Origin of the sequence: Ensifer sp. Root278, from assembly GCF_001429285.1 — a bacterium.
Classification (GTDB): Bacteria; Pseudomonadota; Alphaproteobacteria; order Rhizobiales; family Rhizobiaceae; genus Ensifer.
This window is the reverse complement of the sequence record NZ_LMJJ01000021.1, coordinates 12,103-27,384: the sequence shown is the minus strand read 5'-3', so window position 1 is coordinate 27,384 and position 15,282 is coordinate 12,103. Positions and strand designations below refer to the sequence as shown.

The window sequence follows — 15,282 nt, the reverse complement described above, 5'->3', positions numbered from 1 at the left end:
AGCCGCATTTCATCGCCGATCGCTTCGCGCACGGCACGGATGACGCGCAGGTCTTCGTCGATGCTAAAGCCGATCTTGATCTTGCAGGCGTGAAACCCCTGCGCCCGGCGTTCCGCCATCTCCATGGCATTGTCGGAGACGCGATCGACGCCGTCGCGCTTGAAGCTGCCGGTCGCATAGGCGCGCACGCTCTCGCGCCAGCGGCCACCAAGCAGCATCGAGACCGAGGCACCGTAATGTTTGCCCTTGATATCCCAGAGCGCGATGTCGATGCCGGACAGCGCCGTGATCGCCAGACCGCGCTGCCCCTGATCACGCAGCGCATTGTAGAGAATCGCCCAGAGTTTTTCGGTCTGGCGCGGGTCCTGGCCGATAAGCCAGGGGGAATAGGCCGCGACCACGGCCGCATTGGGTCTCGCCGGCCCAAGGCATTCGCCCCAGCCGACGGTCCCGTCATCGCATTCGATCTCGACTAGCACATGGGCGCGCCGATCAAAGCGCATCGACGCACTTTCGAACGGCACCGCCAGCCGATGCTCGAGGAGATGCGTGCGGACGGCGGTGATCTTCATGCCACTCCTCCCTGCTCGTCACGCTTTGCGCTTGTGACTGCCGATGAGGGCGTCGAGCATCTCGACTTCGGCCCCCGTCAGGTCCTTGAGCGGGCTGCGCACCGGACCCGCATCGAACCCCTGCAGGCGCACGCCCGCCTTGACCGCCGAAACGGCATAGCCCTTGGCGCGGTTGCGGATGGCCATGAACGGATAGAAGAAATCGTTGAGGATGCGCTCGCAGGTGGCGCGGTCGCCGCTGCGCAGCGCCGCATAGAACTCGTTGGCAAGACCCGGAACGAAGTTGAAGACGGCGGACGAATAGGTGGTGAAGCCAGCACCGAGATAGGCTTCGGCGAACAGTTCCGCCGTCGGCATGCCGCCGAGATACATCAGCCGGTCGCCCATCTTGAGCCGCGCCAGCGTGTCGGCCTGCAGTACGGAGTTATCGCGGTTATAGACCATGACGCCGATGCCGACCGACTGGCAGATCTTCTTCACATGGGCGTAAAGCCCTTCCTGCGGCGCATCGATCAGGTAGTGCGGCAGGAGCAGGATGCCATCGGCACCGACCCGCTCGACCGAGCGGGCGATATCGACCGCCATCTCCGTGCCATAGCCGCAGCCGGAAACGATCGCCGTTTCGCCAGCAACCTCCTTGGCGGCGGCAACGATGCCGGGGATTTCATCGGGTTTCAGCGAGAAGAACTCGCCGGTTCCGCCGGCAGCAAACAGCACCGGCGCCTTGTAGCCGGCCAGCCACTCGACATGCGCCTTGTAGCTTTCCGGCGCAAAGCGACCGTCCTTGTCGAAGTGCGTCACCGGGAAGGAAAGGAGGCCCGATCCAAGCGCGGCCTTGATCTGTTCTGGGGTCATTTCTTTTAGTCCTCTGCGTGTTTTCAGAATGGAAATTTCGAATGAGATGAGCCGGTCTGGCACGAACTCATCATATAACATGTATGATGAGTTCGTGGTCGGCATCACCATCAGCGGGCCAGCCAACCACCGTCCACATTGAGAATGGCGCCGTGAATGTAATCGGCCGCAGCCGACGACAGGAAGACGGCAGCGCCGGCGATGTCTTTGGGCCTGCCCCAGCGATTGGCTGGGATGCGATCAAGGATCGCTTTGTTGCGATCCGGGTCGTCGCGCAGCGCTTCGGTGTTGTTGGTTTCGATGTAGCCGGGCGCGATCGCGTTCACATTGATGCTCTTCGCGCCCCACTCGTTGGCAAGCAGCTTGGTGAGCCCCGAGACGCCGTGCTTGGACGCCGTATAGGAGGGCACGCGGATGCCCCCCTGGAAGGAAAGCAGCGATGCGATGTTGACGATCTTTCCGGGCCGGCCCTTTGCCAGCAGTTCCTTGGCGAATGCCTGGCAGGTGAAGAACAGCGCTTTGACGTTGACGTCCATGACGTCGTCCCAGTCGGCCTCGCTGAATTCCACCGCATCGGCGCGGCGAATGATGCCGGCATTGTTGACGAGGATATCGTAGCCCTTTCCGGCAAAAACGTCGCGTGCGGCCATGGGATCGGCGAAATCCAGAGCAAGCGAAGCGGCTTCCCCGCCGGTTCTTGCGATGATTTCAAGCGTTTCCTCAGGCGCGCGCCGCGCCGCGCAAGTCACCTCGGCGCCAGCCGCAGCAAGGCCTACGGCGATGGCCTGTCCAAGCCCGGTGTTCGCGCCGGTGACAAGGGCCTTATGACCTTGAAGGGAAAAGGGATTTGTCACTTCAGTTCCCCCGGCTGGATGAACTCCATGTCGGTATAGTCGACATTGTCGCCAGCCATGGCCCAGATGAACGTGTAGGAGCCGATGCCAGCGCCCGAATGAATGGACCAGGGGGGAGAAATCGCGCCTTCCTCGTTGGAAATGAAGAGATGGCGGGTTTCCTGCGGCTCGCCCATCAGGTGCAGCACTCGCGATTTTTCGTCCATGCCGAAGTAGAGATAGGCCTCCATGCGGCGATCATGGACATGCGCCGGCATCGTGTTCCAGACAGAGCCATCTTCAAGCGTCGTGTAGCCGAGGACAAGCTGGCAGCTCTCCATGACCAGCGGGTGGATGAACTGGTTGATCGTGCGCTTGTTGGAGGTTTCGGTCGTGCCGAGTTTAACCTCCTTGCTGCCCGCAATGGTCACGAGCTTCGCAGGCAGGCTGCGATGGGCAGGGCAGGAGGTGATGTAAAAGCGCCCTTCCCCGGAGAAGGTTACAGGCCCCGTACCCATTCCAAGATAGAGAACGTCGCCGCGGTTGAGGCTGTAGGTCCCCTGTTCGGTCGTGACCGTGCCGGTTTTGCCCACATTGACGATGCCCATCTCGCGCCGGTCGAGAAACGACGGCGTCTTGGTTTCCTCCACTTTGTCGAGCGTCAGCGGCTTGCCTGCAGGCACGGCCCCGCCCATCACGAAGCGATCGTAGTGGGTGTAGATCAACCGGATCTCGCCCGATCGAAACATGTCCTCAGCGAGAAAATGCCTGCGGAGGCCCTCGGTGTCGAGTGTCCTTGCGTAGTCCGGATTGACGGCCTGCCGCGTTTCGACGGTCAGCATGAATGTCCTCCTTCAGTGATTGCGACCAACATGTAATATGTGTTAGGCATAGTTGTATGATATGTCTGACAACGTCAAGAGGCAAATGCCAACCTCGATTTTCGATTGCAACTCCTCAAGGGGAAGACCTGGATTGAAACGCCTTCTCATCACTGGCGCGGCGGGTCAGCTTGGCCGCGTGATGCGCACACGGCTCTCTGGCCTGGCCGACACGATCCGCCTTGCTGATCGCACAGGTCTTGGAGCGCCAGCTGACCGCGAGGAGCTCATTCAATGCGATCTGGCCGACGCTCAAGCCGTGAACAACATGGTCGCCGGCTGCGACGGTATCGTCCATCTTGGCGGAGCTTCGGTCGAATGCCCGTTTGAGGGGATCCTGCGCGGAAACATCGCCGGTCTCTACAATCTCTTTGAGGCTGCCCGCGCAAATGGCCGGCCGCGCATCGTCTTTGCGAGCTCCAATCATACGATCGGCTACTATCCGCAAGCCGAACGGCTCGATCCCCTTGCCCCATTTCGCCCGGATGGACTCTACGGGGTCTCCAAATGCTTCGGCGAGGCGCTTGCGCGCCTGTATTTCGAGAAGTTCGGGCAGGAGACGGCGCTGGTGCGGATCGGCTCCTGTACGCCAGAGCCAACGAATTACCGGACGTTGTCGACCTGGCTTTCTCATGGAGACTTCGCGTCGCTGATCGAGACGATCTTCCGCGTCCCGGTTTTGGGCTGTCCCGTGATCTGGGGTGCATCGGCAAACGACGCCGGTTGGTGGGACAACGCACACCTCGGCTGGCTGGGCTGGAAACCCAGGGACAATGCCGAAACCTTCCGGACGCGCCTCGCGGAGGCCGCGCCGCAGCCCGGCCCCGACGAATCCACGGCTCGCTTTCAGGGCGGTGCCTATGTCGACAATCCGATCTTTAGGGAGTGATGAATGATCTTCAAGCCGCATGGAAAACATCTGGTCGCAGGCGAATGGATCGCAACCGGGCAGACATTCAAGAGCGAGCCGGCGTCTGGCCCGGCCTTTGATTTCTCCGTCGGAACGACCGAACTGGCGAACAAAGCGGCCGAGGCCGCGGAGGAAGCCTTCTGGTCCTTCGGCTACTCGACCCGCGACGAGCGCTCAGCATTCCTCGACGCCATCGCCGACGAGATAGAGGCGCGCGGGGCGGCGATCACCGAGATCGGAAGCGCGGAAACCGGATTGCCGGGCGCCCGCCTTGAAGGCGAGCGCGCACGCACGACCGGCCAGCTTCGGCTGTTTGCCTCCCATATTCGCAAGGGCGAGTACCTCGACAGGCGACATGATGAGGCCCTACCGGACCGCAAGCCCCTGCCCCGTCCCGACATCCGTCTGATCCAACGACCGATCGGTCCTGTTGCCGTCTTCGGCGCTTCCAATTTTCCGCTGGCCTTCTCGACCATGGGCGGCGATACGGCCTCGGCGCTCGCGGCAGGCTGCCCTGTTGTCGTCAAGGGTCATTCGGCCCACCCGGGGACCGGCGAGATCGTCGCCGAGGCTGCCCTGGCTGCCATCAGGGCGCACGGATTGCATCCAGGTGTGTTTTCACTGATCCAGGGTGGCCGCCGCGACGTCGGTACGGGCCTCGTGACGCACCCGCTGATCAAGGCGGTCGGCTTCACCGGTTCACTTGCCGGCGGGCGGGCGCTCTTCGATCTTTGCGCAGGGCGGCCGGAGCCCATTCCCTTCTTCGGCGAACTCGGCTCGGTGAACCCCATGTTTCTCCTGCCGGAGGCGATCAAGGCGCGCGGCGCGGAGATCGCCAAGGGATGGGCAGGTTCACTCACCATGGGGGCCGGGCAATTCTGCACCAATCCGGGCATCGCGGTGATCCTTGCCGAGCAGGCGCCCGCCTTCGCGAAAGCTGCCCGCGCAGCACTTTCAGGCGTCGAGCCGCAGGTCATGCTCACCGAAGGCATCGCCAGGGCCTATCGCGAAGGACGCGACCGCGTATCGAAGGGGGGCGGCGTTCGCGAGATTCTCAGCACAAGCTGTGGTCAGCGGGATGTCACGCCCAATCTCTTTCTCGTCCCGGCGCGTGAATGGCTCGGCAATCATGTCCTTGCAGAGGAAATCTTCGGTCCACTTGGACTGATCGTCACGGTCGAGAGCTTCGAAGAGATGATCGTGGTGGCAAAGCGTTTCAAGGGACAGTTGACGGCAACCCTGCATCTCGACGACGGCGATGTCGATTTCGCGCGCAAGCTCATGGTGATCCTTGAGCGCAAGGCGGGCCGTATCCTGACCAACGGTTATCCGACCGGAGTCGAGGTCTGCGATGCGATGGTTCACGGCGGTCCCTATCCCGCGTCCACCAATTTCGGCGCAAGCTCGGTCGGTACCATGGCCATCCGCCGGTTCCTAAGGCCCATCTCCTATCAGAACATTCCTGAGCGCCTGATGCCTCAGGATCTGAAGTCGGTGTAGCGACGGATTGCGCCATCACCCATCGATGGCGTATCCACAAACGGACCGACGAAGATCTTGGGGAGCGGCCCCTTACATGATGACAGCGACGACATCCGATCCCTCCGCCTTCCAGGGCAAGACGCTTGTGGCGCAGGTTACGGATGCTCTTCGTTCCCAGATAGCCAAGGGGCGCTACCATCCCGGCGACCGCCTGCCGTCCGAAGCGCGGCTCACCCAGGAATTCGGCGTTAGCCGCACCGTCGTGCGCGAGGCGATTGCGGCCTTGCGCTCCGATGGCCTGGTCGAACCTCGGCAGGGAGCGGGCGTGTTCCTGCTGGAGCAGGCCGCGTCCGCGCGGCGGCCGTTTCAACAAGTCGACCTCACGCGGGTGTCGTCGCTGATCGAGATGCTGGAGCTTCGAACCGCAGTCGAGGGCGACGCGTCCGCACTTGCAGCCCTTCGCCGCTCGCCCGGTCAGGAAGGCAAGCTCATCGAAGCCTTTGATGCCTTCAGGGCCTGTGCGGCTGCGGGCAAACCGACCGCCGAGGCTGATTTCGCCTTTCACGTCGCGATCGCCGAGGCAACCAACAATCCGCGCTTTAGCGAGTTTCTTAAGGCGCTCGGACCGGCCCTCATCCCCCGCCGCGCCATCGTGGACAGCGGCGAGGAGGCTGTTCTTTCCGCTGACGAGCTCAGCCGCCTTGTGGACGAACACGAAGCAATTCTCTTAGCGATACAGAACGGCGACGAGGATGCAGCACGCGCGGCGATGCGCAACCACCTCAAGAACAGCCAGATCCGCTACCGCTCCATGTTGCGCGCCGCACGCTGAGTATGCGCGTCTGCGGCCGCCCTTGCATTCGAACAGATAACGGCTAACATGCCAGACAGGTTCGACACAGGCGGAGTGAAAATGGAAGCCGAAAACAATCACGTTCGCGGCACCTCGCTGGCGGCGAAGATCAGCGCTGCACTGCGCCGCGAACTGACGGAGGGTGTATTTCGCCCCGGCGACAGGCTTCCGAGCGAAAGCGCCCTCACAAAGGAATATTCCGTCAGCCGGACTGTCGTTCGGGAGGCGATCGCGATCCTGCGCGCAGACGGTCTTGTCGAGGCACGCAAGGGCGCCGGCATCTTTGCCCTTGAAACCCAGCAGGACAAGAACCAGCCCTTCAAGGACCTTGCAACGCAACGGATTTCCTCGGTGATCGAACTCCTTGAATTGAGGACGGTTTTCGAGGTGGAATCAGCAGGGCTTGCTGCATCTCGTCGCTCGGCGGCACAGATAGAGGCAATCCTCGAGGCCCATCACCGTGTCGGCGAATGCCTGCAATCGGGCGCGCCCACGCGTGACGCTGATTTCGAGCTTCACCTGGCGATTGCGGAGGCCACTCAGAACCGACGCTTCCCGGAGTTTCTTCAGTTGATCCGCTCCGGCATCATCCCGCGCGGCGAATTGCAGGGGTCGGCGCCCGGATCGCGCCCGAAGGACTATAACCTCCACCTGCAGGAGGAGCACGGCCAGATCGTCGATGCCATCATCGAGGGAAATGCGGAAGCCGCGCGTGAACGGATGCGCGCCCACCTTCGTGGAAGCCTGGAGCGCTACAAGGTGCTTCTGCGTTCGCGCACCATGGCAATCGAAGAAAATTGATCGGGAAGCCGACAACATAGTTGTCATACAAGTATGAGAACATGTACGGTGATGATGTTATACAACATCACCGAGGTTCACATGACTCTTCCCACTTTCCCCGCAGTGTCGCCGGACGCTGGCGTCACCCGTCAGGTTCTTTCCGATTCCCCCGAACTCATGGTCGTGTCGTTTCGCTTCGAATCCGGCGCCAAAGGCAAGTTGCACAGACATTCGCACGTGCAATCCACCTATGTGGCGCGCGGCCGTTTCCGGTTCTTCCGCAACGGCGAGGCCTATGAATTGCAGGCAGGCGATAGTCTCGTTATCCCCGGAGACACCGAGCACGGGTGCCAATGCCTTGAGGCGGGCGAGCTTATCGACTGCTTCACGCCCCGGCGCGACGATTTCCTGTGACCGGTTTGGCTTGACAGCATGACAAACCTGTGACAGGTTTGCCAAAGTTGTCATACAGGATAGGAGCCTGTACCGCCTTACCTTCAGGCGACTGACACACGGAGGAACTATGTCACTACGCCGCATCCGCTTCTATGGCGCGGCCGGACAGATCGGGACCATCGCGGTCACGCTGCTCGGCCTGCTTCTCCTGACCTTTTTCATCGGCCGGCTGATGCCCGCCGACCCCGTTCGCGCCATCGTCGGAGAAGATGCGACCCGGGAGACGTACGAGCAGGTCTACCGCTCGCTGGGTCTCGACCGACCGCTCTGGGAACAGTTCTTCTATTACCTGGGAGACGTCTTCACCGGCAATTTCGGTACCTCCATTCGCACCGGCCAGCCTGTCATCCAGGATATCCTGCATGTGATGCCGGCGACGATCGAGCTTGCCACCTTCGCGATCCTCATCGGCGCGGGGCTTGGCGTTCCGCTCGGCGTCCTAGCCGCCGTCAACAAGGATCGCTGGCCGGATCATGTCGTGCGCGTCTTCAGCCTCTTCGGTCATTCTATGCCGATCTTCTGGACTGGCATGATCGCGCTGATCGTTTTCTACGCCCATCTCGGCCTCGTTGGTGGCAGCGGGCGGATGGACCAGTTCTATATCGGCCTTGTCGAGGAACGAACCGGCTTCCTCTTGATCGACAGCCTGGTGGCTGGCGAGATGGATGTCTTCTGGTCCGCCGTCAACCACATCATCCTGCCGGCTGCTCTCCTTGGCTATTCCTCATCCGCCTATATCACGCGCATGACGCGCAGCTTCATGCTCGACCAGCTCGGCCAGGAATATGTGACGACAGCGCGGGTGAAGGGTCTTTCGCGCAGCCAGACGATCTGGCAACACGCCTTTATCAACATCCGCGTCCAGCTGGTCACCATCATTGCGCTTGCCTACGGCTCGCTGCTCGAAGGGGCCGTGCTGATCGAGACGGTTTTTGCCTGGCCGGGCTTTGGCCAATATCTCACCAGCAATCTCATTACCGGCGACATGAATGCTGTCATGACCTGCGTGCTGATCGTCGGCATCATCTTCATCGGGCTCAACCTCCTGTCCGATGTTCTCTACCGCATCTTCGACCCGAGGACACGCTGATGGACGCACGCGTTCAACCCACCTTCCGTCTGCCGGCACCCGTTCAAGCGCTGAAGAACATCGTTCTTTTCCTGCTGAAGAGCCCGACTTCGACCTTCGGTCTTTTCGTGCTGGCGTTGCTTGTCCTTGTCGCCGCCTTCGCGCCGCTGATCGCCACCCATGACCCCTATGCGCAGGATCTCGCCAACACCTTGCAGGCGCCCGGCAACGGTCACCTGTTCGGCACCGACGAGCTTGGCCGAGACATCTTCAGCCGGCTGGTCTTTGGCGCGCGCATCACGCTCACGATCATCTTCCTCGTCTCGATCGTCGTCGGTCCGATCGGTCTCATCATCGGCACGACGGCCGGTTACCTCGGTGGCAAGGTCGATACGGTGATGATGCGGATCACCGACATTTTCCTGTCCTTCCCGAGCCTCATTCTCTCGCTCGCCTTCGTCGCAGCGCTCGGTCCAAGCCTGAACAACGCCATCATCGCGATCGCGCTCACCTCCTGGCCGCCCATCGCACGGCTGGCGCGCGCCGAGGCGATGACCTTCCGCAAGGCGGATTACATTTCGGCTGCGCGACTGCAAGGGGCCTCCTCGACGCGCATCATCTTCAAGTCGATCATGCCGATGTGCCTGCCTTCGGTCCTCATCCGACTGACGTTGAACATGGCGACAGTCATCCTGACCGCCGCCGGCCTCGGCTTCCTCGGGCTCGGTGCGCAACCTCCGCTTCCGGAATGGGGCGCGATGATTGCGACCGGCCGCAAGTACATGCTGGACAGCTGGTGGCTCGTCACCTTCCCGGGCATCTCCATCCTTTCCGTCAGTCTCGCATTCAACCTGCTTGGCGACGGTTTGCGTGACGCGCTCGATCCGAAGCAGATGAACCGGAGATAGCCCCATGGAAAAGACCATTCTCGAAGTCGAGAACCTGCGCATCCGCTATGGCGGCGCTCCGACGGACGCAGTGCGCGGCGTCTCCTTCACTCTGGGACGCGAGCGTCTCGGTATCGTCGGTGAAAGCGGCTCCGGCAAATCGACGGTCGGACGCGCGCTTTTGCGCCTTCTGCCCGGCGCAACCATCACCGCCGACCGGCTTCGCTTTGCCGAGCTCGATCTGCCGTCGCTCTCCGAAAAGGAAATGCTCAAGGTCCGCGGCCGGCGCATGTCGATGATCCTGCAGGATCCGAAGTTTTCGCTGAACCCCATTCGCCGCGTCGGCGACCAGGTGGCGGAAACCTATCTGCGGCACTTCAGGTGCTCGAAGGCCGAAGCGCGCGACAAGGCCCTTGCCATGCTTGAAGCGGTGAAGATCCGCGACTCGAAGCGCGTCTACGACCAATATCCGCACGAGATATCCGGTGGCATGGGCCAGCGTGTCATGATCGCCATGATGCTGCTTGCCGACCCGGACCTCGTCATCGCTGACGAGCCGACTTCGGCGCTCGATGTGACGGTGCGGCTGCAGGTGCTGAACATCCTTGATGGTCTTGTCCGGGATCGCGGCATCGGCCTCATCATGATCAGCCATGACTTGAACCTGGTGCGTAACTTCTGCGACCGCGTCCTGATCATGTATGCCGGTCGAATCGTTGAAACCTTGGCGGCTGCGGACCTCGACAAGGCCAAGCATCCCTATACGCGCGGCTTGCTCGCGGCGCAGCCGCGGATCGGCGGCGGGCGCGCACCGCTTGCCGTGCTTGATCGCCGTCCTGAATGGCTGGAGGAAATTGCCTGATGTCCGTTTCAGTCGAATGCCGCGATCTCGCTATCACCTTCGGCACGGGTCCAACGGCCGCCAAGGTTCTTCCAGGCGTCACCTTCTCGGTGCAACCCGGCGAGTGCTTCGGGCTCGTTGGCGAAAGCGGCTCGGGCAAATCCACAGTCCTGCGCTGCGTTTCGATGCTGACAGACATTTGGACCGGTGACATTCTCATCGGCGGAAAGCCGGTGCGCGACATGCCGCTCATCAAGCGTTGCCGCATGCTGCAGATGGTGTTCCAGGACCCTTACGGCTCGCTGCATCCGCGCCAGTCGGTGCGCACCGTCCTCAACGAGCCGCTCGTCATCCACAAACTTGGTGACCGCGAAGAGCGCATGCGCAAGGCCATCACCGATGTCGGCCTCCCGATCTCGTTCCTCGACCGGTTCCCTCACCAACTCTCCGGCGGCCAAAGGCAGCGGGTGGCGATCGCTCGCGCGTTGATCCTCGAGCCATCGCTGTTGCTGCTCGACGAGCCGACGTCGGCGCTCGATGTTTCGGTGCAGGCGGAGATCCTCAACCTGCTTCAGCGCCTGCGCGAAGAACGTGGCTTCACCTACATCATGGTGACGCACGATCTCGCCGTGGTCGACCATATGTGCGACCGCTTTGCCGTCATGCTCCATGGCGAAATCACCGAAGTTCTGCCGCGCGAGGCGATCCCCGGAAATCGCGCGACCCATCCCTATGCCCGCGAACTGATCGGCGCCTCGCTGGAATATGAGGGCGCGCACTGAAGCTCCCGCAAGCCAACTCCATTGCAAGGCTACCCTCCTCGGCCTGCGATGCGTGAACAAAATTCTCCCCCGACTTGCCCGGCCCAGTGCCGGGCTTTTTCTTTGCCGGGCCTTTCTTGCTGCGGGGGACGAGCACTGGAGTTTATCGGCAATTCACCATGCCCGACGTCGGCAATGTCGGCCCAAACGCGGTTGCGGCCTGCAGCTGCCCCAAGAACCGCCGCGCGCCCTCGAGCATTTTCGTGCTCCCGCGCACGGCGCTCGTTCACCGACATGAGGCGCAGCGGGATTCACTGCGGACAACACCGCATCGATCGAGATGGGGGTCAGGTGAAGCACATGTCCGACCTCGCGCCGGTCGCCGCGTCAAGCCGTGGCCGGACTTACGGCGGTCGATCCGGCGCCGTTCCCGATCATTTCAAGAGAGTAAGGGGCGGCGTTCCTTAAAGCGACAGGCGGTTTCATTTGCGCTCGCAAAAAACGGAAAAAGGCGCGTCTCGCGACGCGCCTTTTTAGATTCGATACAGGCCAAGGGCCGGGATTACCGTTCCTTCTTCACCCCTTCGAAACGCGAAAGCCAGGGGCTGACGATCATGCCCTTCACGTCGCTTCGGAAGGCTGCTGTGTCGACGACTTCCGAGAACGGCTGGATCGACATGACGATCTCGTCCATGTAGGTCTGTACGCCTTCATAAAGTTTGATCTGCTTGGCGGTGTCGCGCTCGACCAGCGCCTCCTCGATCATCTTGTTCAGCTTTTCGTCAAAGAAGCTGGTACGCCAGCTCTGGTAGTTGGTGAGCTTCGCGTCATCAGAATTGTTCGGGTTATAGGCAACGGACCTGAGGTTGTTGTCCGGGTGCGGCTGCTGGCCGCCGCCACCACGGCCAAGCAGCAGTTCGAAATTGCGCTCACGCATCGCGCCGTAGATCTGGTCTCCCGAGCCGCTAATGAGTTCGGCCTGAATACCCGCCTGGCCAAGGGTGTTCTGGATGGCGGTCGCCGCCTTCATGAAGGGGTCTTCGGAAAGGACGCGCAAGGTGGTCTTGAAGCCGTCCGGATAGCCCGCCTCGGCAAGCAGGGCCTTGGCCTTCGCGACATCCAGCTTGTAGCCTTCATCCGGCAAAGCGCCGAGGACCCCCGTCGACAGCGGCCGCTGGTGCAGCTTGCCGTAGTAGGGCATCACCGCTTTGTCGAGACCTTCGTAGTCGATGAGATAACGAAGCGCCTCACGGACCTTCCTGTTGGCGAACCGTTCGTCCTTCATCGAAACGCTGAGGTAGTAAAAGCCCGAGCCCGGGGTCGATTCGATCGTGATCGCCTCGTCCGCTTCCAGCGACTTCAGATCCGGCGCCTGAAGCGAATAGGCAACGTCAATATCACCCTTTTCCAGTAGCAGGCGTTGCGACTGCGATTCCGGCAGGTGGCGCAGCAATACACGCTTCATTCCCGGCGCCTCGCCCCAGTACTCGCCATTGCGGGTGAGAATGATGAATTCGTTCGACTTCCACTGCGTCAGCGTGAACGGACCGGAGCCGGCCGAATTCAAGGTCAGCCATGCGGCCCCAAGATCGCCGTCCTTCTCGTTTTCGAGCGCCGCCTTGCTGTCGATGATCGAGCCGGGTCCGTTTTGCGCGAGGATCATCAGGATCAGGTTCGGGTCGTCAGCCTTCGCCAGATGCAAGACGAAGGTGCGATCGTCTTCGACGACGAACAGCTTGTCGGCCGCTTCCAGCGTAAAGCCGCGGGTCTTGAGGAAGGACGATTGCGCCAGATTGCGCGCAAGCAGACGCTTCAGGCTCCAGGCGACGTCCTCGGCGGTGACGGGATTGCCGGAAGCAAACTTGGCGTCGCTGCGCAGGTGGAACCGGATCGACATGCGGTCGTCGGCCACTTCCCAGCGTTCTGCCAGCCGCGGCTGAACGCTGCGGTCCTGCGGCGAGAGCACGACCAGCGTGTCATAGATGTTGTTCAGCACCTGGACCGTCTCGCGACCGGTGATGGCGGCCGGGTCGAGGGTCAAAATATTGCTCATGGTCGTGGCGACGACGAGTTGATCTTCCGGTGTTTCGGCCAGGACGACATGGGGCATCGTCGTGGCGAGAAGCGCACTGAATGCGACCGTTGCTAGAAAGTGTTTCATGCTTCCTCCTTTGCGGCCGTCCACTCGGGAAGCGGCCTTCCGATTACAAGATCCGCCGGCCTGTTCCTCCACAGGCAAAGACCGGATCAGCCAAGAATTTCGCCGACAGGCACGGCGAGCGCCCGTCCGATTGCTGCCGTGTTCGCGGCCTCGAGATGCACCCCATCGATCTCCGACGCCCGCGTGACCGAGCCAGCATCAAAGAACGGGTGGCCGAGCTCTTCTGCGAGCTTGCGGTAGAGCGGAGACAGCCGCTCGGATTCGGCCACGCTGCGGCCCGCCGCCGGATGTCCGCCAGGCCCGGGTGAGCAGGGAGGCGGCGCAACGATCAAAAGCTTCGGTTTCGCCCCCTTCGGTTTGTAGGGAAAGGTTTCGACGATCTGCGCGAGCCGGCGCATGCCGGAAACGGCCCCCTCTGCCCGCCCCCCATGGACAGGCTTGATGTCATTGGTCCCGAGCATGACAATGACGAGGTCGAGCGGCATGTGGCTGGCGAGCGTCACTTCCAGCGCCTTGGCGCCGTTGCGGCATGCGGGGCCCGCATGGTCGTCGTAGCAGGTGGTGCGGCCGCCGAGGCCTTCAGGGATGATCCTTGCCAGGCCACCGAGTGTTTCGCCCAGAACCTCAGGCCATCGCCCTTCCGGCGGATGTCGCAGGCCCGTTGCCGGGTCGGCGCCCCAGGTCAGGCTGTCTCCGAAAGCGAGAACGGTTTTCATCGCAAGGTCCCCCGCTCGTCACCGCACGCGGTTGTTTTCAATGAAGCTGAAGTCGATTTCCTCGCCGAGCCCCGGACGATCCGGCACGTGCACATAGCCATCGCGATCCATTGGATCGGACAGCGACTTCAGGTAGTCATGCCCGTCGTCATATTCGAGGAACGGATGCAGCAGGCCGCGCTCGTACCAGCGGCAGTTCTTGGTGGCGGCCACGACATGCAGGTTCATCGCGGTGTTGCCGTGCACCTCGCACTCCATGCCGAATGCTTCGGCAAGGTGCATCGTCTTCAGCGCCGGCGTAATGCCGCCGACGTCGTTGACGCCTGTGCGAAGGATGTCGCACGCACCCGCCTTGATCCACTCCGCACGGTGCCAATGCTTGCCGGCAGCACTTTCCGGGCCAACGACGGGAATGTCGAGATTGTCGGCGAGCCACTTGTAGGAAGAAAGCGACTGCTCATCCATTGGCTCCTCGATCCAGTCGAAGTCCAGCTTTTCGAGCCCCCGCCCGAGTTCAAGCGCATCGGTGCGGGAATACCAGTGGAAGGCATCGATCATCAGGCGAATATCCGGCCCCACGGCTTCGCGCACAGCGGCGCAGGCCTTGATGTCCATCTTCACGTCCGGAGCCCAGCTGACCGGCGGCATCCAGGTGTGCAGCTTGATGCCTTTGTAGCCGCGCTTGACGAGGGTCTCGGCGAAGCGCCCATAGTCCTCGGGGGTTGAAAGGCCGCCCTCAAGCTCATCACCACACATGATCGAACCATAGGCGAGCACCTTGTCGCGATAACCCCCGATCAACTTGTATACAGGTTGCTTCAAGGTACGCCCTGCCAGATCCCACAGCGCGCAATCCACTACCGCCAGGGTGCGGTCCGTGAGCTGTGCTGCAGAACCGCGTTGCCAATGGGCGAGATCCTGCCACAGCCGTTCGCGGTCGCGATGATCTTCCCCGATCAACACCTTCTTGACGAACTTGTCGATGACATGCGGCCGGACGATCTCCGGCGCCGTAAAGGAATGCCCCTCGTGACCGTCTTCCGTGCGAATTGTCAGCATTGCCTGCTCGACCTGATGCGGCGGGCCGGGATGCGCGTGACCAGCACTGTCCGAGTGGCGGCGTGTGGTCGTGCGGAAAACCCGCACCTCGACGTCGGTGATGATCATTGTTCCTCCGGTATGCGAATTGGGCCGGCTTACTGAGCCATCCTGTATAACACAT

The 15,282-nt window shown here is 61.8% G+C and carries 16 protein-coding genes; 9 read left to right on the top strand and 7 right to left on the bottom strand.

Annotated elements, in window-relative coordinates; all coding sequences use genetic code 11:
• The 4 genes from ASE60_RS16320 to kduI form a co-directional block, all read right to left on the bottom strand.
• On the bottom strand, nucleotides 1-572 hold a 572-nt coding region (locus tag ASE60_RS16320; RefSeq protein ID WP_162261302.1), incomplete at its 3' end, for a mandelate racemase/muconate lactonizing enzyme family protein.
• Between the two features lie 18 nt (nucleotides 573-590).
• Nucleotides 591-1,427, bottom strand: coding sequence for a 5-dehydro-4-deoxyglucarate dehydratase (locus ASE60_RS16315; protein ID WP_057251608.1), 837 nt, complete (start codon nucleotides 1,425-1,427; stop codon nucleotides 591-593).
• 110 nt (nucleotides 1,428-1,537) lie between these two features.
• A complete protein-coding gene (kduD, locus tag ASE60_RS16310) occupies nucleotides 1,538-2,281 on the bottom strand; it encodes a 2-dehydro-3-deoxy-D-gluconate 5-dehydrogenase KduD (protein WP_057251607.1) in 744 nt (247 codons plus the stop codon).
• A complete protein-coding gene (kduI, locus tag ASE60_RS16305) occupies nucleotides 2,278-3,102 on the bottom strand; it encodes a 5-dehydro-4-deoxy-D-glucuronate isomerase (RefSeq protein ID WP_057251606.1) in 825 nt (274 codons plus the stop codon). The genes kduD and kduI overlap by 4 nt, the downstream gene beginning before the upstream one ends.
• Nucleotides 3,103-3,235: 133 nt before the next feature.
• On the opposite strand from kduI, the gene ASE60_RS16300 reads away from it, so the two are divergent.
• The 9 genes from ASE60_RS16300 (at nucleotide 3,236) to ASE60_RS16260 (ending at nucleotide 11,204) form a co-directional block, all read left to right on the top strand.
• Nucleotides 3,236-4,030 (top strand): NAD(P)-dependent oxidoreductase, encoded by a 795-nt coding sequence (locus ASE60_RS16300; protein WP_057251605.1) that lies wholly within the window; start codon nucleotides 3,236-3,238, stop codon nucleotides 4,028-4,030.
• Between the two features lie 3 nt (nucleotides 4,031-4,033).
• Nucleotides 4,034-5,551, top strand: coding sequence for an aldehyde dehydrogenase (NADP(+)) (locus ASE60_RS16295; protein WP_057251604.1), 1,518 nt, complete (start codon nucleotides 4,034-4,036; stop codon nucleotides 5,549-5,551).
• A gap of 76 nt (nucleotides 5,552-5,627) precedes the next feature.
• Nucleotides 5,628-6,365 (top strand): FadR/GntR family transcriptional regulator, encoded by a 738-nt coding sequence (locus ASE60_RS16290; protein WP_057251603.1) that lies wholly within the window; start codon nucleotides 5,628-5,630, stop codon nucleotides 6,363-6,365.
• Between the two features lie 81 nt (nucleotides 6,366-6,446).
• Nucleotides 6,447-7,187, top strand: coding sequence for a FadR/GntR family transcriptional regulator (locus ASE60_RS16285; protein ID WP_057251602.1), 741 nt, complete (start codon nucleotides 6,447-6,449; stop codon nucleotides 7,185-7,187).
• An 81-nt stretch (nucleotides 7,188-7,268) separates the two neighbouring features.
• Nucleotides 7,269-7,583: a cupin domain-containing protein gene (locus tag ASE60_RS16280; protein WP_057251609.1), complete on the top strand. Its 315-nt coding sequence runs from the start codon at nucleotides 7,269-7,271 to the stop codon at nucleotides 7,581-7,583.
• Nucleotides 7,584-7,692: 109 nt separating this feature from the next.
• Complete coding sequence (locus tag ASE60_RS16275) at nucleotides 7,693-8,715, top strand: ABC transporter permease (RefSeq protein WP_057251601.1); 1,023 nt, start codon at nucleotides 7,693-7,695, stop codon at nucleotides 8,713-8,715.
• Nucleotides 8,715-9,602: an ABC transporter permease gene (locus ASE60_RS16270; protein ID WP_057251600.1), complete on the top strand. Its 888-nt coding sequence runs from the start codon at nucleotides 8,715-8,717 to the stop codon at nucleotides 9,600-9,602. Before ASE60_RS16275 ends, ASE60_RS16270 begins: the two co-directional genes overlap by 1 nt.
• Nucleotides 9,603-9,606: 4 nt before the next feature.
• The gene (locus ASE60_RS16265; protein WP_057251599.1) at nucleotides 9,607-10,443 is read left to right on the top strand and encodes an ABC transporter ATP-binding protein; all 837 of its coding nucleotides are present in this window, start codon (nucleotides 9,607-9,609) and stop codon (nucleotides 10,441-10,443) included.
• The gene (locus ASE60_RS16260) at nucleotides 10,443-11,204 is read left to right on the top strand and encodes an ABC transporter ATP-binding protein (RefSeq protein WP_057251598.1); all 762 of its coding nucleotides are present in this window, start codon (nucleotides 10,443-10,445) and stop codon (nucleotides 11,202-11,204) included. Before ASE60_RS16265 ends, ASE60_RS16260 begins: the two co-directional genes overlap by 1 nt.
• Before the next feature lie 541 nt (nucleotides 11,205-11,745).
• Here ASE60_RS16260 and ASE60_RS16255 read toward each other — a convergent pair.
• From ASE60_RS16255 to ASE60_RS16245, 3 genes are all read right to left on the bottom strand, one after another.
• Entirely contained in the window at nucleotides 11,746-13,344 is a 1,599-nt protein-coding gene (locus ASE60_RS16255) for an ABC transporter substrate-binding protein (RefSeq protein ID WP_057251597.1), read from the bottom strand.
• A gap of 86 nt (nucleotides 13,345-13,430) precedes the next feature.
• On the bottom strand, nucleotides 13,431-14,060 hold the full coding sequence (locus ASE60_RS16250; protein WP_057251596.1) for an SGNH/GDSL hydrolase family protein: 630 nt from the start codon (nucleotides 14,058-14,060) through the stop codon (nucleotides 13,431-13,433).
• 18 nt (nucleotides 14,061-14,078) lie between these two features.
• Complete coding sequence (locus ASE60_RS16245; RefSeq protein ID WP_057251595.1) at nucleotides 14,079-15,227, bottom strand: mandelate racemase family protein; 1,149 nt, start codon at nucleotides 15,225-15,227, stop codon at nucleotides 14,079-14,081.
• Nucleotides 15,228-15,282: the final 55 nt, after the last annotated feature.